At 65.2% G+C, this 24,951-nt stretch carries 24 protein-coding genes and 1 tRNA gene; 10 read left to right on the top strand and 15 right to left on the bottom strand.

The genetic code is table 11. The features are described 5' to 3' along the window. Positions 1–39: 39 nt before the first annotated feature. Positions 40–552, top strand: coding sequence for a peptide-methionine (R)-S-oxide reductase MsrB (gene msrB / locus BUA05_RS13390; protein WP_245790203.1), 513 nt, complete (start codon positions 40–42; stop codon positions 550–552). 50 nt (positions 553–602) lie between these two features. Here the strand turns inward: msrB and BUA05_RS13385 are convergent, their stop codons facing one another. Together BUA05_RS13385 and BUA05_RS13380 are read right to left on the bottom strand one after the other, a co-directional pair. Beyond that, complete coding sequence (locus BUA05_RS13385; protein ID WP_072675525.1) at positions 603–1,244, bottom strand: PilZ domain-containing protein; 642 nt, start codon at positions 1,242–1,244, stop codon at positions 603–605. Positions 1,245–1,438: 194 nt separating this feature from the next. Then, positions 1,439–1,523: transfer RNA gene (locus BUA05_RS13380), tRNA-Leu, on the bottom strand. A gap of 106 nt (positions 1,524–1,629) precedes the next feature. On the opposite strand from BUA05_RS13380, the gene BUA05_RS13375 reads away from it, so the two are divergent. Then, on the top strand, positions 1,630–3,315 hold the full coding sequence (locus BUA05_RS13375; protein WP_072675524.1) for a cation:proton antiporter domain-containing protein: 1,686 nt from the start codon (positions 1,630–1,632) through the stop codon (positions 3,313–3,315). A 14-nt stretch (positions 3,316–3,329) separates the two neighbouring features. Here the strand turns inward: BUA05_RS13375 and BUA05_RS13370 are convergent, their stop codons facing one another. Next, positions 3,330–3,611 carry an integration host factor subunit beta gene (locus tag BUA05_RS13370; RefSeq protein ID WP_072675523.1) on the bottom strand — a complete coding sequence of 94 codons (282 nt, stop codon included), beginning with the start codon at positions 3,609–3,611 and terminating at the stop codon, positions 3,330–3,332. A 211-nt stretch (positions 3,612–3,822) separates the two neighbouring features. Then, positions 3,823–4,176, bottom strand: coding sequence for a GntR family transcriptional regulator (locus tag BUA05_RS13365; RefSeq protein ID WP_072675522.1), 354 nt, complete (start codon positions 4,174–4,176; stop codon positions 3,823–3,825). A gap of 206 nt (positions 4,177–4,382) precedes the next feature. On the opposite strand from BUA05_RS13365, the gene BUA05_RS13360 reads away from it, so the two are divergent. From BUA05_RS13360 to BUA05_RS13340, 5 genes are all read left to right on the top strand, one after another. Then, a complete protein-coding gene (locus BUA05_RS13360) occupies positions 4,383–6,050 on the top strand; it encodes a peptide MFS transporter (protein ID WP_072675521.1) in 1,668 nt (555 codons plus the stop codon). A gap of 90 nt (positions 6,051–6,140) precedes the next feature. After that, entirely contained in the window at positions 6,141–7,571 is a 1,431-nt protein-coding gene (locus BUA05_RS13355; RefSeq protein WP_072675520.1) for an amidohydrolase, read from the top strand. Next, positions 7,568–8,887 (top strand): amidohydrolase family protein, encoded by a 1,320-nt coding sequence (locus BUA05_RS13350; RefSeq protein WP_072675519.1) that lies wholly within the window; start codon positions 7,568–7,570, stop codon positions 8,885–8,887. The genes BUA05_RS13355 and BUA05_RS13350 overlap by 4 nt, the downstream gene beginning before the upstream one ends. Next, the gene (locus BUA05_RS13345) at positions 8,887–9,399 is read left to right on the top strand and encodes an FKBP-type peptidyl-prolyl cis-trans isomerase (RefSeq protein ID WP_072675518.1); all 513 of its coding nucleotides are present in this window, start codon (positions 8,887–8,889) and stop codon (positions 9,397–9,399) included. Before BUA05_RS13350 ends, BUA05_RS13345 begins: the two co-directional genes overlap by 1 nt. A gap of 43 nt (positions 9,400–9,442) precedes the next feature. Further along, positions 9,443–10,120 carry an NnrU family protein gene (locus tag BUA05_RS13340; RefSeq protein ID WP_072675517.1) on the top strand — a complete coding sequence of 226 codons (678 nt, stop codon included), beginning with the start codon at positions 9,443–9,445 and terminating at the stop codon, positions 10,118–10,120. Between the two features lie 9 nt (positions 10,121–10,129). On the opposite strand, the gene BUA05_RS13335 is transcribed toward BUA05_RS13340, so the two are convergent. Then, positions 10,130–10,927, bottom strand: coding sequence for a crotonase/enoyl-CoA hydratase family protein (locus BUA05_RS13335; protein WP_072675516.1), 798 nt, complete (start codon positions 10,925–10,927; stop codon positions 10,130–10,132). A 77-nt stretch (positions 10,928–11,004) separates the two neighbouring features. Between BUA05_RS13335 and BUA05_RS13330 the strand changes: the two genes are divergently transcribed. Next, positions 11,005–12,012 (top strand): MlaA family lipoprotein, encoded by a 1,008-nt coding sequence (locus BUA05_RS13330; RefSeq protein ID WP_072675515.1) that lies wholly within the window; start codon positions 11,005–11,007, stop codon positions 12,010–12,012. 1 nt (position 12,013) lies between these two features. Here BUA05_RS13330 and dxs read toward each other — a convergent pair whose 3' ends face one another. The 7 genes from dxs to rpe all read right to left on the bottom strand — a co-directional run bounded on the left by dxs (position 12,014) and on the right by rpe (position 20,025). Further along, positions 12,014–13,936, bottom strand: coding sequence for a 1-deoxy-D-xylulose-5-phosphate synthase (gene dxs / locus BUA05_RS13325; RefSeq protein ID WP_072675514.1), 1,923 nt, complete (start codon positions 13,934–13,936; stop codon positions 12,014–12,016). A gap of 246 nt (positions 13,937–14,182) precedes the next feature. Continuing rightward, entirely contained in the window at positions 14,183–14,653 is a 471-nt protein-coding gene (locus tag BUA05_RS13320) for a Fur family transcriptional regulator (protein WP_072675513.1), read from the bottom strand. 49 nt (positions 14,654–14,702) lie between these two features. Beyond that, a complete protein-coding gene (msrA, locus tag BUA05_RS13315) occupies positions 14,703–15,386 on the bottom strand; it encodes a peptide-methionine (S)-S-oxide reductase MsrA (protein WP_072675512.1) in 684 nt (227 codons plus the stop codon). Further along, positions 15,383–15,586, bottom strand: coding sequence for a hypothetical protein (locus BUA05_RS13310; RefSeq protein WP_072675511.1), 204 nt, complete (start codon positions 15,584–15,586; stop codon positions 15,383–15,385). Before BUA05_RS13310 ends, msrA begins: the two co-directional genes overlap by 4 nt. Positions 15,587–15,863: 277 nt before the next feature. Next, entirely contained in the window at positions 15,864–17,462 is a 1,599-nt protein-coding gene (gene purH / locus BUA05_RS13305; protein WP_072675510.1) for a bifunctional phosphoribosylaminoimidazolecarboxamide formyltransferase/IMP cyclohydrolase, read from the bottom strand. Between the two features lie 11 nt (positions 17,463–17,473). Next, positions 17,474–19,363, bottom strand: a complete 1,890-nt coding sequence (locus tag BUA05_RS13300; RefSeq protein WP_072675509.1) for a heparinase II/III family protein — start codon at positions 19,361–19,363, stop codon at positions 17,474–17,476. Beyond that, positions 19,363–20,025 carry a ribulose-phosphate 3-epimerase gene (gene rpe, locus BUA05_RS13295; protein ID WP_072675508.1) on the bottom strand — a complete coding sequence of 221 codons (663 nt, stop codon included), beginning with the start codon at positions 20,023–20,025 and terminating at the stop codon, positions 19,363–19,365. Before rpe ends, BUA05_RS13300 begins: the two co-directional genes overlap by 1 nt. Before the next feature lie 251 nt (positions 20,026–20,276). Between rpe and BUA05_RS13290 the strand changes: the two genes are divergently transcribed. After that, entirely contained in the window at positions 20,277–20,807 is a 531-nt protein-coding gene (locus BUA05_RS13290; RefSeq protein ID WP_072675507.1) for a DUF2141 domain-containing protein, read from the top strand. 5 nt (positions 20,808–20,812) lie between these two features. Here BUA05_RS13290 and BUA05_RS13285 read toward each other — a convergent pair whose 3' ends face one another. Next, on the bottom strand, positions 20,813–21,733 hold the full coding sequence (locus BUA05_RS13285; protein ID WP_072675506.1) for a hypothetical protein: 921 nt from the start codon (positions 21,731–21,733) through the stop codon (positions 20,813–20,815). Then, positions 21,730–22,776: a diacylglycerol/lipid kinase family protein gene (locus tag BUA05_RS13280; protein WP_072675505.1), complete on the bottom strand. Its 1,047-nt coding sequence runs from the start codon at positions 22,774–22,776 to the stop codon at positions 21,730–21,732. Before BUA05_RS13280 ends, BUA05_RS13285 begins: the two co-directional genes overlap by 4 nt. A 311-nt stretch (positions 22,777–23,087) precedes the next feature. On the opposite strand from BUA05_RS13280, the gene BUA05_RS13275 reads away from it, so the two are divergent. Beyond that, positions 23,088–24,146: a LacI family DNA-binding transcriptional regulator gene (locus tag BUA05_RS13275; RefSeq protein WP_072675504.1), complete on the top strand. Its 1,059-nt coding sequence runs from the start codon at positions 23,088–23,090 to the stop codon at positions 24,144–24,146. A gap of 6 nt (positions 24,147–24,152) precedes the next feature. Here the strand turns inward: BUA05_RS13275 and BUA05_RS13270 are convergent, their stop codons facing one another. Further along, complete coding sequence (locus BUA05_RS13270; protein WP_072675503.1) at positions 24,153–24,899, bottom strand: SpoIIAA family protein; 747 nt, start codon at positions 24,897–24,899, stop codon at positions 24,153–24,155. Between the last annotated feature and the right edge of the window lie 52 nt (positions 24,900–24,951).

Genomic DNA, 24,951 nt, shown 5'->3' with positions numbered 1-24,951 from the left:
TCCGGGCGTATTAAGGCTGGAACGCTTACGCCCTTGCAGATGGAACACCGCCCCATGCGCCTGCCCTTCGTCACCCGCCGTACCGTGATCGCCGCCGCCGGGCTGGGCGCGGCCCTGCCGTTCGTCGCCTCCTGCGGCGCATCCGAAGCGCAGGCCAAGTCTTTCCCGATCACCAAAAGCGAAGCCGATTGGCGCAAGCTCCTGACCCGGGAGCAATATCGGATCTTGCGCGAAGAAGGCACCGAACGCGCCTTCACCTCGCCGCTCGACAAGGAAAAGCGCAAGGGCATCTTCGTGTGCGCCGGATGCGGCAACAAGCTCTATTCGTCGGCTCACAAGTATGACAGCGGCACCGGCTGGCCCAGCTTCTGGCAGGCGAACGACAAGGGCGCCGTGGGCACCAGCACCGATTACAAGATCGGCTATCCCCGAACAGAAGTGCACTGCGCCGATTGCGGCGGCCATCTGGGGCACATCTTCGGTGACGGCCCCAAACCCAGCGGCAAGCGCCACTGCATCAACGGATTGGCGCTGAAATTCGTCCCGGCCTGACGCTGGCGGGCAAACGCCATTGAAGCGCCGGGTGGATTGAAAAGGGGCAATCAGCCTTCAAGCAACGCGGGCGCCTGCAACTGCGCGGCAAGGCGTGCAAAATCGCCAAGGGCAAAGGTATCGTCGAACACCACGCCATAATGCTGGCCCCTCCGCCAGCGCACTTTGGCCCGCACTTCACGCATTGCGCTCGATACGCCGGGCGCTTCGATCCGTACCGTCTGGTCGATCGCCAGCAACCCATCACATTCGAACCGCGCACCCTGCTGCGAAAGGTTCTCGACCATCGCTTCGCAGCTCTGAGTCAGCGTGGTGAGCATGACCGGAAAACACAGGCCAAGGCGCAGTCCGCGCTTGGGGTATTCTCCGGATTCGTTGATCATGCGGGCGATATCAACCGGCTCGGCGAAGGAGAAGCCGGCCTCGTTGTCACGGTTCCAGACGCGCGAGATGGCATAGGCCGTGCCCGCAGGCATGTGCAGCTCGAAATCCTGACAGCTCGGCAGGGCATGAAACAGTCGGACGCTGACCCCGGTTTCGGACACGTCACGAATGACGCAGACGAATTCGCCCTGCGCCGATACCAGTTTGGCAGCGCGGATCAGCAGGGTAAAACGCGGCGCGGCGCGCTGGTCGGCGCCGCCTTCGTCAGGCCCTTTGTGCAGCTTTGCGCTATTCGCAGCCTTGTCCATGTCTGTATCGCCCTGCGCCCAGCCCTTTCTCCCCTGCGGGAGATGACGGGGCGCGTGTGTCCCATGCTTACGAGAAAGGCTTAATTGTAACAGGTTAAGCGGGCGATAATGCTGTCCCTGTGGTTTGTGGCAGGCTGGCCGACGGATCACAATCCTTCGAGCCGCGCCCCGGAAGGGATTGAATCTCAAAGTGCTGGTGCGGGTGGCGGGACTCGAACCCGCACGATCAAGGATCAGGGGATTTTAAGTCCCCGGCGTCTACCATTCCGCCACACCCGCCGATTGCCGCAATGCCCTTGCCACATTTGCCCCTCCCAGCGCCAGAGCTTGCCAGCCGCCGCGCCAATGCCCATCTGCGTGGGGGCGGAGGCAACCCGGGGACGACATGGCAGGCGAGGCAGCACACGGCGCGCATTCGGTGGTCGCCACGATCCAGCCGGCGATCACGCTGCTGGGGCTGGGCATTGGCGCAGCCCTGGCCAGCCGGGCGCTGCGACTGAATCCGATCGTCGGCTATATCGGGCTTGGTCTGGGCCTTGCAAGCCTCGGAATGGCCGATGATTTCAGCGGACCGCTGGTCGCCGCGATGGCCGAAGCCGGGGTGATGTTCCTGCTGTTCAATCTTGGCCTGCATTTTTCGCTTGGCCGGATTCGCGCCGAGGCGGGCAATATTTTCGGCTTCGGCGCGCTGCAGATGCTGATCGCGGGCGGTGCCTCTGCCGCGCTGTTCGCCGCCTTGGGACTGCCGGCGGCGTTTGCCATTATCGTGGGATTTTCGATGGGCCTGTCATCCACCGCAGTGGTGATCGGCCTGATCCGGGAGCGCGATCAGGAGGATTGCCCGGTTGGCCGCGCAGCGCAGGCGATCCTGATCTTTCAGGATATCGCCGCGATCCTGCTGCTGGTCGCAGCGGGCGCGCTGGCGGGCGGCGGGGCGATGGCCTCGGCGCTCGGACTGGCTGGGGTCAAGGCGCTCGCGGCGTTTGGCATCGCGGTGCTGTTCGCGCGTTATCTGACCGAACCCCTGTTCCGGCTGATTGCCCGCGTCGGCACCACCGAAGTCTATACCGCCACCGCGCTGTTCATTGCGCTGGCGGCGGGCTGGGCAACCGGGATGGCAGGGCTCTCACTCACCCTCGGTGCGTTTCTGGGCGGGATGGCCGTGGCGGATTCGCGCTATCGCATTCTGGTGCAGACCGAAATTGACGCATTTCGCGGGCTGTTCCTCAGTTTCTTTTTCATCTCGGTCGGACTGTCGATCAATCCGGCCTTGCTGGCGCAGGATTGGCTGTGGGTGCTGCTGGGCGCGGCCGGCCTGATCGCGATCAAATGCACGCTCAACGTGGTCGCGGCGCTGATCAACCGCTGGTCGGTGCCGGGATCGATCCAGCTTGGCTTTCTGCTCGGTCAAGGCAGCGAGTTCACGCTCGTGCTGCTGGCGCTGCCGGCGGTCGCGGGACTGGTGGAGCCGCGGCTGGTCTCGATGCTTGTCACCGCGATTGCCATCAGCCTGGCGCTGACACCGGCAATATCGAATATCGGGCGCAAGCTGGCGGGGCGGCTGCGCTCCGGCCCGCCCGATTCCAAGCTTTCAGGGGATGATGCACCCGTGCTGATCATCGGCCTGACCCCGGCGGGCCGCGCGGTCGCCGATGCGCTGGCGTTCAATGATATAGGCTATCTTGCGCTGGAACCCGATCACGACCGGTTCCAGACGGCGCTGGCCGATGGTTATCATGTGCACCGCGCCAATCCGGCCGATCCGCGCAGCTGGGATGCGATCGGCATGGGACGGCGCGAGGTGGTGGTGGTTGCGACCGGCAATCTCGCGGTCTCGCGCGATCTTACCCCGCTGGTCAAGCAAAGGCTGCCCGATATCGAGCGGGTCATTGCCCTGCCCGGTCCGGAAGCGGTTGACGAGTTCAACACGCTGGGGATGGTGCCAGTCGATACCAGTATCGAGGGCGAGCACGAACGGCTGGTCGATCTGGTATTCACCGCGCTGGATCGCGAACGCAAGCTTTCCGCCCCAAGCTGGGCCGGGGAGGAAAGGCTCAACGCTGCCGCATGAAGCCCCCCCGGGGCCTAGCCTTCGTTCAGGCGCTCGCGGATTTCCTTGCCCGCCTTGAAATAGGGCACCCGCTTGGCCGGAACGTCAACCGTTTCGCCGGTGCGCGGGTTGCGGCCGCTGCGGGCTTCGCGCTCACGAGTCGAGAAGGCGCCGAAGCCTCTCAGTTCAACCCGTCCGCTTTCAGCCAGCCGTTGGGCGATTTCATCGAAGAAGATATCCACGACCTGCTCGACTTCTTCGGCGCGCAGTTCGGGATTGTCTTTGTGTAATTCCTGCAGCAACTCGGATCTGATCATGGTGATCTCCCGGCGTCCATGGACGGTTGAACCGCCATATCACGCCGTATGCGGGTATTCCCGCGGTTTCCTCAACTCGCCTCCGACCCGAAAGGCGCCCCCCTTTAGTACCGGGACGCGGCGCAATGCAATCCCGCCGAACCCCGCAATGAACAAATTGTCATAAATCGGGGGCTTGCGCAATGTATACAAATGTCAGTCAGCGCATCTTTCAGGATGTCAGGGCCAGATCGGCGGGATCAAGGCCAAGACGCGCCATCCGGCTGCGGATTTCGGGCCATTCCTCGCTCAGGAAGGCCGCACGCTCGCGGGAGCGCAGGCGTTCCGCCGCGCCCTTGACCACATACATGCCGACCCCGCGCTGGACTTCGACAAGGCCATCATTCTGAAACTGCTGGTAAGCCTTGGCCACGGTGAGCGGGTTTGCCCCCTGCTCCGCTGCCAGAGCCCGCACCGATGGCAGCATCGCGCCTTCGGGATAATCACCATCAATGATCGCAGCGGCGATCTGGTCGCGCAGCTTGAGATAGACAGGCCTGTTGGGATTTGGGCGGTTGGGGTTCATGATATTGTCTGGTCCCTTGCGAGGTGCATCAGTGCCATAATACAGCCATGCGCGTCAAGGCAGGGGCCTCGCTTGGCGGCAGCGTTCCTGCGGCGCAGACCGCCCGCCAAGCAACAAAAGCTTCACATGGGAAATTGAGACGCTAGGTTGCGCGGCCATGGGATCGCGCCCGCGGGGGTGCGCAAATCACGTGGGATCGACCAGGTATGTTTGATGTATCACTTTGGGGTTACGGTGAATGGGCCGCGACCGTGGCAGCGGCCGTGCTCGGCGTTTTCCTGATCGGCGGCGCTTGGGCCGTCACCCGGCCGGGCGACGAGGTGCTGGGCCACCCCAAAGGCCTCTACATGCTGTTCTTCGCCGAAATGTGGGAGCGGTTTTCCTACTACGGCATGCGCGCGCTGCTGACGCTCTATCTGGTCAAGCACTGGCTCTATTCCGATGGCAGCGCCAACCTGATCTACGGCGCCTATACCAGCCTCGTTTACATCACTCCGGTGCTGGGTGGCTGGCTGGCTGACCGCTACCTTGGCCAGCGCAAGGCGGTGCTGTTCGGCGCGGTATTGCTTACCCTCGGTCACTTCTTCATGGCGTTCGAAGGAGACGGGTCGGGTTACAGCAATGATCCGACGCTTAACGTGTTCTGGCTGGCGCTGGCGCTGATCATCGTGGGATCAGGCTTCCTCAAGGCGAACATCTCGGTGATCGTCGGCCAGCTTTACCCGCGCACGGATATTCGCCGGGATAGCGCCTACACGATATTCTATATGGGGATTAACCTTGGCGCGGCCTGCGGCGTGCTAATCGCGGCGTTCCTTGGTGAAACCGTCAGCTGGGCACTGGGCTTTGGCCTTGCCGGGGTCGGGATGCTGCTGGGCCTGGTCGTGTTCATCATCGGCAAGCCGCTGCTCAAAGGACGCGGGGAATCGCCTGTTCCCGCCAAGCTCAAGGAAAAGGTGGCCGGCATCAAGCTGGAATACCTGCTCTACGGGGTTGGCTTTGCCGGCGTCGGAGTGATCTGGCTGTTGATCCAGTACCAATCGCTGGTTGGAGGAATTCTGCTGGTCTCCGGGCTCGCGTTGCTGGGCTATGTGCTGTTCGAAGCGTTCAAACTCGACAAGGAGGCGCGCGACCGGGTGTTTGCGATGATCTTCGTGATCCTGCTGATGCCGCTGTTCTGGGGTCTGTTTGAACAGGCAGGCGGATCATTGAACCTGTTCACCGATCGCCATGTCGACAAGGGCGGTATTCCAACCACCTTCTTCCAGTCGATCAACCCCATCTACATCATTCTGCTCGGCCCGATCTTTGCCGGACTGTGGCAATGGATGGCCAGACGCGGGATCGAACCGTCGACCCCGGCCAAGATGGGTCTCGGGATCGTGCAGATGGGCCTTGCCTTCGTGGTGATGGTGTGGGGCGCGAACGCCTTCAGCACTACCGATGCTGCCGGGCAGATCATGATGCCGGTGCTGTTCCTGTTCATCTTCTACCTGCTTTCGACCACTGGGGAGTTGTGCCTTTCGCCGGTCGGCCTGTCGGCGATGAATCGCCTGTCCGCGCCGCACATGGCGAGCCTGATGATGGCGGCGTTCTTTTTCGGAACGGCGGGCGGGAACTACGTCGCGGGTTTCATGGGATCGCTGATGGGCGAAGGCGAGGGCGGCAACATGACCCGTGAAGGCGCGCTTGATGCCTATTGGACCATGGGTCTGGTCGCGGTTGGCGTCGGGATCGTGGTTATGATCGCGAGTCCGCTGGTCAAGAAGCTGATGCATCTCGATACCCTGCGTGACGATGATCTCGCCGGCGATGCCGAATTGGGCGAGGCGCAGGCGGCGGGCATCCATCCGGCGACCCGTCCTGCCGAGTAGCCGTGATCTGACATAAAATTCGTCCAACAACATGGACAGCTTCCCGTTTTCCCAGCACACTCGGTTCCGGGACGACGGGAAGGGTTTTTGATGATACCAGAATTCAGACTGCGGGCGCGCACGGGCGTGCTGGCCACCTTGGCGAGCGCGCTGGCGCTCACCGCTTGCGCGACGACGGGCAGTGCAGGCGAAACCGGCAGCGCCAGGTCCGATGACAAGACCTTCGCCGCCAGGATCGAAAGCGAGGGCGTGTTCGCCTCGACCTACAAGGCCTATCCCGGCATCGCCACCGCGCTGAAAGGCGCGACCGTGTTCGACGGGCGCGGTGGCAGGATCGAGAATGGCGTGGTGTTCTTCAGCGGCGGCAAGATCGTCGCCGTAGGCGGGCCGGACACCCCGATCCCGGCCGATATCGCGGTGTTCGACGGGACAGGCAAGTTTGTCACCCCCGGCATCATCGACATCCACTCGCACCTTGGCGATTATCCCTCGCCCGGGGTCGATGCGCATTCCGACGGGAACGAGGCGACCAGCCCGACCACGCCCGAAGTCTGGGCCGAACATTCGATCTGGCCGCAGGATCCGGGCTTTACCCGCGCGCTTGCCAATGGCGGGATCACGGCGTTGCAGATCCTGCCCGGCTCGGCCAATCTGATGGGCGGGCGTTCGGTCACGCTGAAAAATGTGCCCGGACGCACGATGCAGCAGATGAAGTTTCCCGGCGCGCCCCATGGCTTCAAGATGGCCTGCGGGGAAAACCCCAAGCGCGTTTATGGCAGCCGGGGGCGGATGCCCTCGACGCGGATGGGCAACCTTGCCGTCAACCGCGACACATGGTTCGATGCGATCGATTATGCCAATGATCAAGCCTCGGGGAAGGGGGTAAAGCGCGACCTCGGCAAGGAAACGCTGGTGGGCGTGCTCAAGGGCGAAATCCTGGTCCACAACCATTGCTACCGCGCTGACGAGATGGCGCTGGTGATGGATATGGCCAAGGAGATGGGTTACAAGGTCACCGCCTTCCATCACGCAGTCGAAGCTTACAAGATCGGCGATCTGCTTCGGGCAAATGACGTGTGCAGCGCAATCTGGGCCGACTGGTACGGCTTCAAGATGGAAAGCTATGACGGCATCATGGAAAACGCCGCCTACCTCCATCAGGCCGGCGCCTGCGTGGTGATCCATTCGGACGATCAGGACGATATCCAGCGGCTCAATCAGGAAGCACGCAAGGCTCAGAAGGCGGGCCTCCGGCTCGGCATCGACATTTCCGATGCCACGGTGATCCAGTGGATCACCTTTAACGCGGCCAAGGCGATGGGGATCGAAGCGATGACCGGCAGTCTTGAACCGGGCAAGATGGCTGACGTGGTGCTGTGGAACGGTGATCCGCTGAGCGTCTATTCCCGGCCCGAGAAGGTCTGGATCGATGGCGCGCTGATGTTCGACGCGCTGGACCCCAAACGCCGTCCGGTGAGCGATTTCGAGCTGGGCCAGCCCGGCGAAGGAGATGTGAAATGAAGCGGTTTGCGAGCTGCGGCCTGAGCGCCCTTGCCGTTTTCGCTGCCATGACCTCCCCGGCGCTGGCGCAGGATGTGACCATCACCAATGCCCGGCTGGTGCTGGGCGATGGCGGCGCCCCGATCGAAGGCGGCACCGTGATCGTGCGCGGCGGCAGCGTGGTCTATGCCGGCGCCGCTGCGGGCGCTCCGGCAACGGGCAGTTCGGTTGATGCGGGCGGAGCATGGGTCACGCCCGGCATCTTCGCGACCATCACCTCGCTCGGCCTCATGGATGTTTCGGCGGTGAGCGATTCGAACGATACCCGTGCACGCGGCGCCCCCTTCAGCGCGGCGCTGGATGCGGCGACCGCGATCAACCCCTCCTCGCAGCACATTCTCGTGCATCGTGCTGCCGGAATCACCCGCGCGGCAACCACCACGGTGCCGGCCGGTTCGATCTTTGCCGGGCAGGGAGCGATCATCGATCTGGATGGGGATTCCCGCGCCGTGATGCAGGCGCGGGCGTTCCAGATGGTCAACCTCGGCGAAGGCGGAGCACGGCTTGCGGGCGGCAGCCGTGCGGCGGCACACACGCTGCTGCGCGCGAGCCTGCGCGAAGCGCAGGCGCTGGTCGGCGCAAGCGGAACGCCGCAGACCACAGAAATCGTCAAGGATGACGAAGTGCTGCTGAGCCGCTTTGATGCCGAAGCGTTGGTGCCGGTGGTGACCGGGCGGCAGAAGCTTTATGTCGCGGTTGAACGGGCGGCCGATATTCGCGCCGTGCTCGCGCTCACGTCCGAGTTTCCAAAGCTCGACTTGGTGCTGGTCGGCGTGACCGAGGGCTGGCTGGTGGCGAGCGAGATCGCCGCGGCGGGCGTGCCGGTGATTGCCAATGGCCTGATCGATCTGCCCGACACCTTCGAACAGCTTGGCGCAACCCAGAGCAACGCCGGAAGGTTGGCACGCGCGGGCGTGAAGGTTGCGATCAACGCCGCGACCATGAAGGATCCGCGCCGTTTGCAACAGGTGGCGGGCAATCTGGTCGCGCTCACCCGTGTTCCCGGCGCAACCGGGATGGAATGGGGCAAGGCCTTTGCCGCGATCAGTTCCGTCCCTGCCGAAATCAGCGGCATGGGCGGCAAGGCCGGGGTGCTGAAGCCGGGGGCGCTGGGCGATGTGGTATTGTGGGACGGTGACCCGCTTGAAGTGGGAAGCGTTCCCACACGGGTCTTCATCGGCGGGGTCGAACAAAGCCTTGAAAGCCACCAGAGCGGCTTGCGAAACCGTTACCGCGATCTGGACGAAAGCGAACTGCCCAAGGCTTACGACTGGTAATGCGGTTGCCCGCGAAACTGCTCGCCGCAGCCCTTGCTGCCTCGCCGCTGTTCGCCGTTCAGCCAGCCTTTGCGCAAGCCGGGCCGAACGACGCCGGCGCGAACCCCGATGCGCAAAGCCCGGCCTGGCACTCACAACAGCAGATCTATCTGCTCGGCCTGACTGCCGGGGATGGGTGGCATTTTGTCGAAGGCGGCGTGCGCTGGCGCTGGATCCGCTACCTTGCATCGGACCGCAAGCCGACCGTCGCTGACCGGATCACTGTCCATTACGAAGGGCGATTGCTCGATGGCACGGTGTTCGACAGTTCCTATCAGCGCGGCAGTCCGGCGACTTTCTCGCTGGGCCGGCTGGTTGAAGGTTGGCAGCGTGCCATCCCGCAGATGGGTGTGGGCGAGATCATCGAGATCGCGATTCCCTCGAACCTCGCCTACGGCCCGGTCGGACGCGGTCCCATTCCGGGCAATGCGACGCTCGTCTTCAAGGTGGAACTGATCGCAATTGAAGATTAGGCTGCCCCATGGTTGGGGAACGTGCTTGCGGGAGGTGCGGGTGATGAACGAAGCCTTGTCGGGTCTGATTGCGGCCAATGTCGCCTTTGTCGGATCGCATTTCGCCATGTCGCATCCATTGCGGGCGCCGATGGTCAAGGCGATGGGGGCGGGCGGCTTCCAGATTGCCTATACGTTGGTCAGCGTCGCGACGCTGGCGTGGGTTTACTTTGCCTTCAAGGCCGCGCCGCCCGCCGACTTGCCCGGTTCGGGCACAATCGGCTGGATCATCGCCACGGCGCTGACGATCCCCGCAATGATCCTGCTGGCAGGCTCGCTGATCGGCAACCCCGCGCTGCCGACCCCGATGGCCGAAGCGCAGGCCCGCGCGACCCCGCGCGGCGTATTCACGGTAACACGCCACCCGATGATGTGGGGCATTGGCCTGTGGGCACTCTCGCACATCGTTCTGTGGTGGAGCATCCGCACTCTGATCGTGGCGCTGGCCATGGGGATCCTCGCGCTGGTCGGCGCGCGGATGCAGGACGCCAAGAAAGAGGTGTTGATGGGCGACGCCTGGGCCGAATGGGAAAGCAAGACCAGTTACTGGCCGCGCTGGGGCAAGCTCTTGTTGGTCGGCCCGGTGCCGCTGGGTGTGGGGCTGGCGCTGTTCCTCGGCTTCAGCTGGCTCCACCTGTGGCTGGCAGGCATTCCGGCCGGTGTGTGGAAGTGGCTCGGCTGAGGCGCGCTGCTATTCGCCCTTGAAGACCGCGCTGCGCTTTTCGATCAGCGCCGCCACCCCTTCGGCATGGTCGGCTGTGGTGTGCATCATCGCCTGCGTATTGGCCGCAAGTTCCAGCGCCGTATCATAGCTGGTCTGCTGGCCTTGGCGCAGCAGGTTCTTGGTGTGGCGCAGCGAATGGGGGGGAAGCAAGGCGATGCGCCCCGCCAGCGCGCGGGCTTCGTCCATCAGCGCATCCGGTGCGACCACCCGGCTGACCAGGCCCCAGTCCTTCGCGGTGGCGGCGTCGATCACATCGCCGGTGTAGAACAGTTCCGCCGCACGGCTCATCCCGATCACGCGCGGCAGGATCCATGTGCCGCCATCACCGGGGATGATGCCGAGCTTGAGGAAGGTCACCCCGAATTTCGCATTCTCGCTGGCAATGCGGATATCGGCGAGGCAGGCGACATCGCAGCCCAGACCGATCGCCGGGCCGTTCACCGCCGCAATCACCGGCACCCGCAACCCGTAAAGAGCGCGCAGCATCAGGTGGATGTTGTCGCGATAACCATCTGAAATTGCAGGGGTGGTGCCGCCGAAGGTGCCGGTCTTGTCCCGCATCGCCTTGATATCGCCGCCCGCGCTGAACGCGCGGCCCGCGCCGGTCAGAATAACCACCCGGCACTCCATATCGCGGTTGATCGCGTTCGCCACCCGGACGAACTCATCCCCGTCGCCGGGCGCGCCCAGCGGGTTCATGGTATCCGCCCGGTCAAGCGTGAGGATGGTAACGGGGCCTTCGCGGGCAATCTGGATCAGGGACATGGCACCTTGCACTTTTACGATGGAGAATTCAGCTTGCGTATAGACAGGGGGGGGCAACGAGGAAACAAAGGAATGGTATGTCGAACCTCGCACTTTTCACTGTTTCCCAGCCGCTCCTGAGCGCGGCGCTGGCGCTGCCGGGCGTACCGGCGCAAGCACCCGAGCCGCTGCCTGTCTCCGCGCTGGCATGGTCGTTGCAGCACGCCGAAGGCGAACAGACGTCTTCTGAAGTTGAGCCGACGTCGCCCGGTGAAGGTGCGCCGATCGAGGAAAGCGGCGAGATCATCATCGAAGGCAGCTACGGCCCGCCCGAAGGTGACCCGGTCGAAAAGCTCAACGCCGAAAGCTACCGCATCACCCAGGCGGTTGACCAGGCGCTGGTCGAACCGGTCGCCTATGCCTACCGCGACGGACTGCCCGAACCGCTGCGCGATGGCCTCGGCAATGTCGTGCGCAATCTTGGCGAGCCAAGCAACGCATTGAACTTCCTGTTGCAAGGCAAGGTCGGCAAGGCGGTCGAGACACTCGGGCGGTTGGCGATCAATTCGACGCTGGGACTGGGCGGGCTGGTCGACATCGCGGGCAAGCCGGGGATCGGTCTGCCGTATCGCCGCAACGGCTTTGCCAACACGATGGGGTATTACGGGGCCGGGCCGGGGGCCTATCTCTATCTGCCGGTGACCGGCGCGACCTCGGTGCGCGATCTTGTCGGCAGCACGCTCGATCAGCTGCTGTTGCCGGTGGCGGTGGGGCGGCCCTTCAATCGTCCGGCCTATGCGGCGACCTATTTCGTGGTGAACGGGCTCGATCAGCGGCTGGAATTCGACGCGGAATTGCAGGAGATCGCCGCTTCGGATGATCCCTACGCGATGCGCCGCGACACCTACCTCGCCATGCGCGAACGCGAGATCGCCGCATTGAAGGGCGAGGTGGTGGACGACACCGCATCTCCGCCCCAGACTGCGACGGAGATCGACCCCTCCGCCGAACCCCCCGATCCGCAAGCCAGCGCGCCGCCCCCGACGCCGCGCGCTCTTATCGAGCGGATCCAGCTTACCGCGCGGAGCATTCCGGCAACCCGCTGACTTACGCCCGCGCTTCCTCGATCGCGGCGGAATTGTGCTTCAGCGCCTTCAGCACCGTCTCGACGATGTGCGGGGCATTGAGGCGGGCCTCGTCATACTGCTTCACCGGATCGTCCTGATCGATGAAACTATCGGGCAGGCGCATGGTGCGCACCTTCAGCCCGGCATCGGTCAGGCCTTCGTCGGAGGCATAGGTCAGCACATGCGCGCCGAGGCCGCCGATCGCGCCTTCCTCGATCGTCACCACCACTTCATGCGTGCGCATCAGGCGGGCGATCAGGTCCTCGTCCAATGGCTTGACAAAGCGCATGTCGGCGACGGTGGTTGAAAGCCCCTTGGCCTCCAGCTGGTCAGCCGCCTTCAACGCTTCGGCCAGACGCGGCCCGAGTGACAGGATCGCGACCTTCGTGCCTTCGCGCACCAGCCGCCCCTTGCCGATTTCGAGCTTCTGCGGAACCTCCGGCAGGGGAACCCCGGTGCCGCTGCCGCGCGGATAGCGGAAGGCAATCGGGCCGGAATCATGTTCGACCGCGGTATAGGTCATGTGGACCAGCTCCGCCTCGTCGGCGGCGGCCATCACCACCATGTTGGGCAGGGTGGCAAGATAGGTGACGTCAAAGCTGCCCGCATGCGTGGCCCCGTCGGCCCCGACCAGCCCGGCGCGGTCGATCGCAAAACGCACGGGCAGGTTCTGGATGCACACATCATGCACCACCTGATCATAGGCGCGCTGGAGGAAGGTGGAATAGATCGCCGCGAAAGGCCGCATGCCTTCGGCTGCCATCCCCGCGGCAAAGGTCACCGCGTGCTGTTCCGCGATGCCGACATCGAAAGTGCGGGCAGGATGCGCCTTGGCGAACTTGTCGACCCCGGTGCCGGACGGCATGGCGGCGGTGATGGCGCAGATGCGCGGATCGGTCTCGGCCAGCTTGGCCAGAGTTTCACCGAACACGTCCTGATAGGCAGGCGGCCCGGCTGCGCCCTTCTTCTTCTCGCCGGTGATGACGTCGAACTTGGGAACGCCGTGATACTTGTCGTCGCTGTTTTCCGCCGGGGCATAGCCTTTGCCCTTTTCGGTCACGACATGGATCAGCACCGGGCCTTCGGACGTGTCGCGCACGTTTTCCAGCACCGGCAGCAGATGATCGAGATTGTGCCCGTCGATCGGGCCGACATAGTAGAAGCCCAGTTCTTCAAACAGCGTCCCGCCGGTCACCATGCCGCGGGTGAATTCCTCGGCCTTGCCGATGGTATCGTGCATCCGGCGGCTCAGCTTCTTGACCGCACGGCTGGCGAGGCTGCGGATCCCGAGATATTCGCTCGAAGACACCATGCGCGCCAGATAGGCCGACAGCCCGCCCACCGGCGGGGCAATCGACATGTCATTATCATTGAGGATCACCACAAGCCGATTGCCAGCCTGGGATGCGTTGTTCATCGCCTCATAGGCCATGCCTGCGCTCATCGAGCCATCGCCGATCACCGCGATCCCGCGCCCTGCCTTGCCTTGCAGCTTGTTGCCGATGGCAAAGCCGAGTGCCGCCGAAATCGAGGTGGAGGAATGCGCCGCGCCGAACGGGTCATATTCGCTTTCCGAACGCTTGGTGAAGCCGGACAGCCCGCCGCCCTGGCGCAGCGTGCGAATCCGGTCGCGCCGCCCGGTGATGATCTTGTGCGGATAGCACTGGTGCCCGACATCCCACACCAGCTTGTCTTCCGGGGTGTTGAAGACATAGTGGATCGCAACCGTCAGTTCGACCACGCCAAGCCCGGATCCCAGATGTCCGCCCGACGTGCTGACCGCGTCGATCATTTCGGCGCGGAGTTCGTCGGCCAGCTGGCGAAGCTGCTCGTGCTTGAGGCGGCGCAGGTCATCAGGCGTGTCAACCTGATCGAGCAAAGGGGTGTAAGGCGGTTGTGTCATGTTTTAAAGCTTACACACTGAAAACGAGCCTGTCGATGCAGGCTTGATGAGGATCAAACAGGCCCCGGCAGGCCGTGTGACGAGCAGCACGCACGCGCCCTGTTGGAGACACATGAGACACTGTTCAGGAACAGAAAACCGGCCTGTCGCCGGGCCGCGAACGGGAAGGCAGACGGGCCAGAAAGACGGGAAGCTTCATAGCTCGCTTCTACCCGCTGCAAGGCCTGTAGGAAACCGCCGCGCCGGTCAGGTGCAGCTTTTGCACAGGCCGCGGATTTCCAGCACCGGACGCTCCGCCTTGAACTGGCGGGCCGCGGCAATGGCGCGGACGCTGCGGCTGACGTCTTCATCGTCAATATGCGCAGCCTCGCCGCATTCGTCACAGACCAGAAAAATACAGTCATGCGCGCAGCCGGGATGGGTGTTGGCGAGATAGGCATTGGCGCTTTCAACCCGCATCGCGAGGTTGTTTGCCACGAACACATCAAGGATACGGTAGACCGAATTGGGCGCCACCCGCTTGCCGCGCGCCGCCGAAAGATTATCGGCAATGTCATAGGCCGAGACCGGGCGATCATGCCGCGCGAGTTCGGCAAACACCGTCTCACGCATGGTGGTCCACTGCTCGCCCGCCGCGATCAGCGCGTGCGCGGCAGCTTCGATCAGGTTGCGCCCGTCCAGTTCGTGGTGCGCATGGCCATGTGCGTGCTTTCCCATTCTTTCGAATATAGGCGCATCGCGGGCATTGCGCCAGCGACAAGCGCGCTCAGCGCGCGTCGCGCAGGAAGGCGGCGCGGTAATGATCGGGATAGAACGCCTTCAATGCCGCGACCTTGGGCGCATCCCACCGCATGATATATCCGTGCCGCGGGTTTTTTGCCATGAAATCCTGATGATAGCCCTCTGCCGGATAGAACGCCTTGTAAGGTTCGATCCGGGTGACGATCGGCTTTGACCACAGGCCAGCCTTGCCCAGCTGCGCAAGATAGGCGCGCGCGACCGCCGCCTGTTCCTTGTTCATCGGCACCAGCGCGCTGCGATAATGCGCGCCGACATCGGGGCCCTGGCGGTTTTTCAACGTGGGATCGGCCACCACCGAGAAGAAGATGCGCAGCAGTTCATCATAACGCACCACCGCGGGATCATAGGTGATCTTCACCGCTTCGGCATGATTGGTGACGCCAGTGATGATGATATCATATTTCGCGCTGGCCGCATTGCCGCCATGAAAGCCCGCGACGGCGGATTTCACGCCCTTCACATGACTGAACACGCCCTCCACGCCCCAGAAACAGCCGCCCGCAAAAATCGCGGTTCTGAGGCCTTTCGTTTCCTTGGCGGTGCGCGTGGCAGCGGGGGCGTTGACCGGTTCTTCAGCGGCGATGGCCGGGCCGGCGCAGGCCGACAGGGCGAGCGATCCGGCCAGCAGCAGGGCAGCGATGCGGTTCATCGGGGTGCCTGCGCCGGCGGGGAGGCCGGGGGGATAACGAATTCCGCCGAAGGCTGCGGTGCCCTGGGCATCGGCGCTGCCTGCGCGGGCGAAGACAGCTCCCCGCCCCAGCTTTCGGCATTGGCCCCGGCAATCAGCAGCGCAGCGATCACGAATCCGATCGAGAAATTGCGGATCAGATCGGAAGAGACAAGGCGCATCAGGAAGCTCGCGATTCGTTGGTTGCCGCCTGTCTTTGCCCACTGCCGAATTGCGGCGGGATGAACATGGCGGTCAGCCAGGATTAGGTTGGACTTCGGCCATAGTTACGGAGCTGCTGAGAAAAAGTTGCGATTAACCATGCGCCGGGCCGAACCGTTCGCAGAGTGCGGCGGGATGCAACCCGCGCCCCTCCACCATGCTGCGCATGATCCCCCTCCTCTGAAGGGGAGGAAGCAGCGCCGAGGACGCTCGCCCGGAGGGGCGAGCGAAAAGCAATCAGTGCCGGAAATGCCGCATCCCGGTGAAAACCATCGCCAGCCCTGCGGCATCGGCAGCGGCGATCACCTCGTCATCGCGAATTGATCCGCCCGGCTGGATCACGGCGGTTGCGCCCGCCTCGGCAGCGGAAATCAGCCCGTCGGAAAAGGGGAAAAAGGCGTCTGATGCCACCGCGCTGCCATGGGTGCGCGGGGCGTCCCAGCCATAGGTTTCGGCGGCTTCCTTCGCCTTGATTGCGGCAATCCGGGCCGAATCCCGGCGGTTCATCTGGCCTGCCCCGATCCCGGCGGTCGCGCCATCCTTGGCATAGACGATGGCGTTGGATTTGACGTGGCGGGCGACGGTCCAGGCGAACAGGCAGTCCTTCAGTTCCTGATCCGTGGGTGCGCGGCTGGTCACGACTTTCAGATCATCGCGCGAAACCGCCCCGCCATCGCGCGACTGGATCAGCATGCCGCCTGCAATGGTCTTCATCGCAAAGCCGCCCCGGCGCGGATCGGGCAGGGCGCCGGATTCGAGCAGGCGCAGGTTCTTTTTCTTCGCGAACACCGCGCGCGCCTCGGCGCTGACGGTGGGAGCGATCACCACCTCGGTGAAGATGCCCGCAATCGCCTCGGCCGTCGCGCCGTCGAGCTCGCAATTGACCGCCACGATCCCGCCGAAGGCCGACACCGAATCGCAGGCGAGCGCAGCTTCCCACGCCGCCAGCAAGCTGCCGCTTTGCGCCACGCCGCAGGGGTTGGCATGCTTGACGATGACGACCGCCGGTTCCTGCCCGGCAAACTCCGCCGCCAGTTCCAGCGCGGCATCAGCATCGTTCAGGTTGTTGTAGGACAGCGCCTTGCCCTGCAACTGCGCCGCCTGCGGCACCCCGGGCGCGGCGATCACTTGCGGGACATAGATCGCCGCCGACTGGTGCGGGTTCTCGCCATAGCGCAAGCTATCGGCCCGCTTCAGCGCAATCGGCAGAGTCTCGGGGAAGGGCGTTGTCTCGCCATCGGAGTCGCCGAAGGCGAACCAGCTGGCAATCGCGCTGTCATAGGCAGCAGTGCGGGCATAGGCCTTGCCCGCCATTCGGGTGCGAAAGGCCTGCGTGGTGGCGCCATCATTCACCGCCAGTTCCTCCAGCAGCGCAGGGTAGTCCGCCGGATCGGTCAGGATCGTCACGAAGCCATGGTTCTTCGCGGCTGATCGCACCATCGATGGCCCGCCAATGTCGATATTCTCGATAATCTCGGCGCGCCCGGCCCCCTTGGCCACGGTCGCTTCGAAGGGGTAGAGATTGACCACCACCAGATCGATCGCGCCGATCCCGTGGGTCTCCATCGCGGCGACATGTTCGGGATTGTCGCGCAGGGCGAGCAGCCCGCCATGCACCGCCGGGTGCAAGGTCTTCACCCGCCCGTCCATCATTTCGGGAAAGCCGGTGAGGTCGGACACGTCCTTCACCGCCAGCCCAGCATCGCGCAGCGCCTTCGCCGTGCCGCCGGTGCTGACCAGTTCGACCCCCCGCGCCGCCAAGGCTGCGCCAAGGTCAGCCAAACCGCTTTTGTCGGACACTGACAGCAGCGCCCGGGTGATTGCCTTCTCGCTCATGTGGGAAACGCCTATCCTGTCTTTCTCAGCAGCCAGGAGAATTGCCCCCCGCTGCGCAATGCCAGTCCTTCGATCACCAGCTGTTCGGTCGCATGCGGGCGGCCTTCGCCATCGACCCACAGGCTATCCTCGGCAGCAAGGGTGATCTCGCCGGCGCCCGCCCTATCGCCGCGCAGGCGGAATTGCCAGAGCCGACCATCGGGCAGCAGCAGGCTCGCCCCGCGCTTGTCACCCGACAATTGCACCTCGACCCCGCGCCCGAGGTGAAAGCGGATGGCAAAGCCGATCCTGCCGCGCTTGCCCTTGTTCGACGAGGGGACGAGGATGTCCTCGCCCGCCAGTTCGGTGCCGTCGCTGCTCAGCGTCAGGATGCGCCGATGGGTCAGGCCAAAGCGCGCTGCATAGCCATCATGCGCAGCTTCGATCCGGGTTGCGTCTCGCCCGCGTGCGGCGACCTGGCGGCGTTCGATCTCGACCTTTTCCACCCCTTTGCCGAGCTGGCCATGGAGCAGCACCGCGGTGGAATTGGCATTGTCCAGCACCAGCGTGGAAAACGCCGGCGTGGCGCGCAGCCCCTGCCCGATGCGCGCGGGAAGCTGACCGCCGGTCAGGCCTGCGCCCCCGCAATTGACGATCACCCGCGCCGGGCCATCCGACAATTCGAACGCCAGTGTCGAGGCGCAGCCGGTGCGGGCATGGCGCGCGCGCGGCGGCGGGGCCGTGTCGAACTGCACCAGCGTATCGCCCGCCCGCAGGCGCTGATACCCCCAGCCCTGCACCGCGCCGAGCGGGCGGGTGCGCACGCCCGAACCTTCGATCACCGCAGCGACCCGGTCCGCCGGAATCGCGCCCTGCCCCTGCCAGTTGCCCAGCGCGCCGTCCCCGTGGCGCAGCGCCAGCAATGGCGGCACCAGCAATTCGCGCATGACCGGCAAGGCCGGCGGCGGCGCAATCTCCACCGCATCGTAACAAGCGATCAGATCGGTCAGCAGCCGGATCGCCTCGATCTGCGCGGCCGGGCAACGCGACAGCAGACCGCCATCCTCGCCCACCATGTCGCCAAGGGCGCGCACCAGACCCGCCTCGCCATACAGGCGGCGCGGCTTGCCATGGGGCAGCAGCAATCCTGCGGCGACCACCCCGGCCCAGCCCGCAACCTGCCCCAGCCCCGCCCCTGCTCGCGGGGCCTTGCGATCAAGCCAGCTGGCGGTTTCGGCAATCGCGGCAAGCAGGCGTGATTTCAGGCCCTTGCCATGTTCCGCGCCATGCCCGGTCAGCACCAGCGGCGCATGAACCAGCCATGCCACCAGCCGCAGCCCGGCCGCTTCAACCTCCCATGCCGGCCCCTTACCGGGCTCGCCATGGGCGTGCAGCCACATCGCGGTGATCCGCTCGGCGACCGGAATGCAATCGGCACGCGGCGCGCTGGCGGCAAGATCGGCCAGCCACGAGAAGGAATGCAACACCCGCTCCACCACGGGTGCGGGCCGCGCCGATCCGCCGAAATCGAGGGTTGCGATCGGCAGGCGCACGCCGTGGACAAGGAAATGCCCGGCCCGCAGCGCGGTCCCGGCGGCGCGATCCCCGCGATTGGGGCTTTCCACCGTCGCCAGCATCCGCAGCGCCTGCGGGCGGCGGAACGGCTGGCTGAGCGCGTGGCCGGGCACCCCCATGCGATAGGCCAGCCGGATCAGGCCTTCGCCGGGGCGCGATGGCGCAGCGATGACATCGCTCAGCGCCAGGGCGCGCGAAGGCTCCTCGATCGGCGCGGGGGCGGGCGTATCAGCGGCAAGGGCATTGGGCTCGTCCCGCTCGGCCAAGGCCAGCGCCGGGGTTTCTGCCACCCGTTCCACCAGTGCATCGGCGCGGCGGCCGGCCTGGGTGCGCAGCAGCGTTGCCATCAGCGCCCGCCCTTCAGCGCGGCAATATTGTCCGCGTAGCGATCCGGCCCGCCCTTGAAGGTGGCCGAACCCGCCACCAGCACATCGGCCCCGGCCTCGACACACAGGCGGGCGGTTTCGGCATTGACCCCGCCATCGACCTCAAGGTGGATCGGGCGGCCCGTGCGGGTGATCATCGAACGGATGCGGGCGATCTTTTCGAGGCTCGAAGGGATGAAGCTTTGCCCGCCGAAGCCGGGATTGACGCTCATCACCAGCACCAGATCGACCAGGTCCATCAGGTTGTCGAGCACCTCCACCGGGGTGCCGGGATTGATCACCGCGCCCGCTTTCTTGCCCAGCGCGCGGATCGCCTGCAGCGTGCGGTGGATATGCGGCCCGGCTTCGGGGTGGACGGTGATGATATCCGCGCCGGCCTCGGCAAAGGCTTCAAGATAGGGATCGACCGGGGCAATCATCAGGTGGACATCGAACGGCTTGTCGCTGTGCGGGCGCAGCGCCTTCACCACATCCGGGCCGATGGTGATATTGGGGACGAAATGCCCGTCCATCACGTCGATATGGATCCAGTCTGCGCCAGCCGCGTCAACAGCGCGCACTTCCTCCCCCAACCGGGCGAAATCGGCAGAGAGGATCGAAGGCGAAATCAGCGGTGCGGGCATGATGCGGCGCGAGGCCCCTTTTGCATTGCAAGCCTCGCAATACCGGAGGCGCGAATCGGGCGACAAGCGCCGGATGGGCCGTTTTCCACCGTGGCGGGCAGGCAATTGCGTGAAAGCGGGCCTTTCTGGCATGATTAAGCCGCAATTCAGCCGGATGATGCCATTGCGTATCGACACCGCGGGGCGATAGACCGGGCAACCGCAACGGATCGCCTCGCCCCACCCCTCTCTTTCGCGCAGGATCTTTGCCGATGAAGTCGCTTGCAACCGTCCGCACCTCGCTGCGCCCCGCGATTATCGCTGCGGGGATCGGCGCGCTCGGGTTTGCCGGAGCCGCCGCGGCGCTGGCGGCGGAAACGCTGGGCGGGAAGATCGACAATGACATGCGCCGCTGCGCGCCCGGCAGTGGCCCGGCGGTGCGGCTTGACGTGACCGGGCTGAAATCAGCGAGCGGTAACCTGTTCGTGCGCACCTACCGCGCCAAGGATAGCGACTGGCTCAAGAGCCGGCGCTATCTCCACCGCATCGATACCACCCCGCGCAAGGGCAACATGACGGTATGCGTGCCGCTGCCGGCGGCGGGCGATTATGCGATTGTCGTGCAGCACGACATCAACGGCAACTATGACAAGGATTTCTCGATTGATGGCGCGGGGATGTCGAACAATCCCGAAATCAGGACGTTCCTTGGCATCCCGCGTCCGCCGGCGCTCGACAAGACCCGGTTCCGGGCGGGCGAGGGTGTGACCCGGATCGCGATCCAGATGAAATATCAGGATTAGGCGGGTCAGGCACCGCGGCGGTGGCGCCACAGCTCCCACAACACCTTGGGCGCGGCAAGCAGCGGGAAGCGTTCGCGGAACGGGGTGACCGCCACCGGCATCCCCGTATGCCGCTCGATCTTCCACGCGGCATAGCGGGCCGCGCCTTTGAAGGTGGTGCTGGCCTTGATCAGCCGCAGCAGGTTGATCGGCTTGCCCAGGCGGCGGCGGCGCGACCACCATTTCAGGATCACGCGGCGCTGCCAGTCGGGCAGGTCGGGGGCGAGCCGTTCACCTTCTTGCCGGGGAGGGATCCCTCCGGCATCCAGCGCCAGCGGCAGCAGACCGGCGAAATGCGCGGCATTATGGCCGAGGATATCGTTCTCGCGCCCGCTTTTCTCGACCCGGAATTCTGCCGCGTAGGTGGCACGGAACAGCGCGCGCCAGTAATCCTCGGCTGCGCCGCTTTCCGGCCCAAGCGCTGCCGACAGCCGTGCCGCAGTGGTGCAGGCGGCGGCAATGGCGGCGATCACTTCGGCGCGGGCCGCCTCGTCCGCTGCCCACACCAGCGCGCTCGGCTGGACGAAGCGCGCCCAGATCGTGGTATCCGCAAGATCGCCGGCGGCGGCGCAGGCAAAGGTCGCCAGCCGCATGGTGGCGACCTTTGCGCGCAGAATGTCGTCACCCTGCGGGCGTTCGTGATAGCTTACCGTCGGCCAGATCGCGGCCTCGCCCTCCGGGGTGCCGGGCAGCAGGACGTAGAAATCGAGCACGCCCTCAAGCGATCCGGTCCGCAGGTTCGATCCGTAGAACAGCACGGCGCGCGCACCGGCAGCCCCGGCAAGCGCTGCGGCAAAATCGCCCACCGCCGGATCGACCGGGGCGGCAAGCTGCGCGGCGATGCGGCCAGAAAGCGGGGCAGCAGGTGGGCCGCTGCCCGCGCTCATGGCGTGACGAAGGCGAGCTCCGGCCCCTGATCGACCCGGTAATCGCCAGCGGGAAAAGCCTCCCCATCGAGGATGAACTGATCGTCGATCGACAGGGTAAAGTGGCTCACGGCGAGCTGGTGGATGCCGCGTTCACGCAGGTTTTTCGGCGCATGCCCAAGCAGCGCCAGCGGGATCAATGCAGTGGTCCGCCGCGATATCTGGTCAAACGCCACCAGCTTCAATCCGTTGCGCAGCTGGCCAAAGGGGCGGATTCCGGCCGGCAGGGTTTCAAGCGTGGAGGCGAACAGCAATTGCCGCATCCCGGAATCGCCGCGCCCGCTATGTTCCATCGGCACACCCGCCGGGCCCAGATTGATCCGCATCCGCGCGCCCTTGCGCCACGCGTTCGACCGCCCGGCAAACAGCGACTGCGCCAGCGCCCACAGCGCTGTGACCCCCACGGCAAGGCTGTTGAACGCGCCCAGCTTGTGCGCGGCCTGCCCGGCGCGGGTCGCGATGGTGAAGGCCCCGGCGCCGAGGATGAAGCCCGACACCCGCGATTTTGGCGCAGCCTTGCCGTCCTGTTCAAGCGCGGTGATCGCAATCGGCCGGCGGCGCACCCGCCCGCCACGATCAAGCGCGGTGATCGCATCTTGCAGGGTCCAGTCCTCCGGGATGCCAAGATCGACGGTCAGTGCGTTCGTCTTGCCCTTGGGCAGCACGGCAATCGCGGGCCAATCCTCCCCGAAAATCGCATCGCCGCAGGTCAGCACATCGCGCACCGTGCCATCGCCGCCATTGATCACCAGCAGATCGATCCCGCGCGCGGCAAACTCGGCCAGCGCCTCGGGCAGCTGGGCGCGAGCGTCAGGCTGGGCGATATGGACATGGGGCGACAGGCCGCAATCGAAATCCGCACCAAGATTGCGATGGCTGCGCGGATTGTAGATCACGCCGACGGTCGGCACCTGGTCGGCAGGGCGGGCATGGCCCGACCCGCCACGAGACGCATCGGCCTCGACCCGGGGGATCTGCGTGAATTCATAGATCGGCGTCGCCATGCCGGATCTATAGTTGCACGAAGATCAAGTTTCCACCGTCATGTTTCGCCAATGTGTAACATTCGGCCCCTGCGAGGCTGGTTTTCGACCGGATGGTGGCAGCGGGCGACGAAAGGTCTCGCCGGATTTGGACGGGCAATGCCTGCGAGCGACCCCGAAAGCTGTTGCGGCCCTTGAAACAGTCGCGGCAGGGCAAAAAAGGCTTGCGTGATCGCTCACATTGGCATCAAATCCGACCGCCATCAATTTGCAATCGCCCGATGCAATCACGGCGATTCAGGAATGCACTGCAATGCCGGGAGCATGATCGTGTGAGGCAAGGCCGCATCACAATCGAGGACGTCGCCAGCGCCGCGGGCGTTTCGCGGCAGACCGTCTCGCGCGTGATCAACGACAGTCCGCGGGTCAGCCCCGCTGCCAAAGCGCGGGTCGAACAGGCGATCGCAGCGCTGGGTTATGTCCCGAGCCTGGCGGCGCGCAGCATGGGCGGCGGGCGCAGCCGCTTGGTGCTCGCGGTGTTCGAAGGGCCGCCCCCCGGCGCCCGGCCCGCGCTGCCGCTCGACCGGTTGTTGCTGGCCGGCACCGCCGCCTGCCGGGCGCGCGGTTACCGCCTGATGTTCGAACAACTCGCCTCCGGTCAACCCGCCGCCGAAGGCAAGGCGCAGCTCGCCGCCACGCTGGGCGCGGTCCAGCCCGACGGCATGATCCTGCTGCCCCCGCTGGGCAGCCGCGCCGATCTGCGCGCGCTGGCCGAAGCGCGCGGGATCGCGGCCGACAGCCTTGACGGGCCACAGGGCGCGGCAGGCAATCCCGGCGAGGCAGCCGCGCAGCATCTGATCGCGCTCGGCCACCGGCAGGTGGGGTTTATCGCCGGGGCCACCGACCCGCAGGTCTCGCAGCAGAATCTGGCTGGATATCGCCGCGCGCTGGCCCGCAGCGGCAGCCGCGCCCACCGCCACTTTGCCGCCGCGAACGCGCCCGACCTGCCAGCGCTGCTCGACCTTGCGCAATCATGGCTGGTGCCCACCATCCGCCCGACCGCGATCATTGCAGAACGCGCGCAAACGGCGCTGGCGGTGCTGCATGTGGCGCGCACGCTGGGGCTGGCCGTACCGCGCGAATTGTCGCTGCTCGCGCTTGAGGATGACCCTGCCCTGATGCGCAGCCAGCCGCCCGTCACCGCGCTGCACGAACCCACCGCGCCCCTGTTCGCCGCGGCTTGCGAACGGCTGATGGCCGCGCGTGACGCGGATGGCGAGCCGGCGGACGAAGACGCGCAGGATGGCAGCGCCAGAGCTGTGCTGGCGTTGCCGCTCATGCTCGAACTGGTTGAACGCGCCAGCCTTGCCCGCGCCCCGCGCCGCGCCTGACAGGCGTCAGCTGCGCAGCCACGCCAGCGCGGCGTCTTCCTCGTCCGCGTCGAAACTGCGCACCTCGGGCTTGACCAGCGGGCCGAAGGTGCTGGCCATCTGCCGCAGCCAGCCGGGGCCGCCGACCACTGCATAGCGATCAAGCTTGTCCAGCAGATCAAGCTGGCCCTGCATCACCTTGCCGCTCAGCGCTGCATCCGGATCGAAACCGTGCCACTTGCGGATCACCACCATCAACCGGGTCGCGCCGGTCGCCACCAGCCGCGCGCGCACCAGATCAAGCCCGTTCTCGGCTTCCTCGCGGTCGAGCCGCCCGGTCAGCTCGATCACCGCGACATCCGGCCCGACATCGCGTTCCGCCACCGCACCGGCATGGGCGCGCGCGCTGTCCTCCAGCACCCAGGCGCGCGCGGCTTCGGTCTCGTCGGCATCATAGACGGCATAGGAAACCCCCGGCAGCAGCGCGCTTTCCAGCCGCGCCATGGTGCGGATCCATTCCTCGTCGGAAACCAGCGCGATGCGATCGAGGCTGTAGAGCCAGCGCATCAGCACCGGGACATGGGCCAGTTCCTCGACGATGGCGCTCCATGAAAAACCCGCCATCGACACCATGTCGATCAACAGGTGTCCGCCCTCCCCGGCAGCGGCCTGCTGCTTGGCAAAGGCGACAAACTTGCGCGTGTCTGCGGGCGTGATCTCGCCATAGACGAGCATCTGGTGGGCTTTGGGCGAAATGCGTTCAATATCGATCATGATCTTGCCTCCTTCCCCGAGCAGCCCCAGCTTACGCTGTCTGGGGCAAAGG

Origin of the sequence: Erythrobacter sanguineus (genome assembly GCF_900143235.1) — a bacterium.
Classification (GTDB): Bacteria; Pseudomonadota; Alphaproteobacteria; order Sphingomonadales; family Sphingomonadaceae; genus Erythrobacter; species Erythrobacter sanguineus.
The sequence above is the reverse complement of the archived record's forward strand: the minus strand, read 5'-3'. Positions and strand labels throughout refer to the sequence as shown.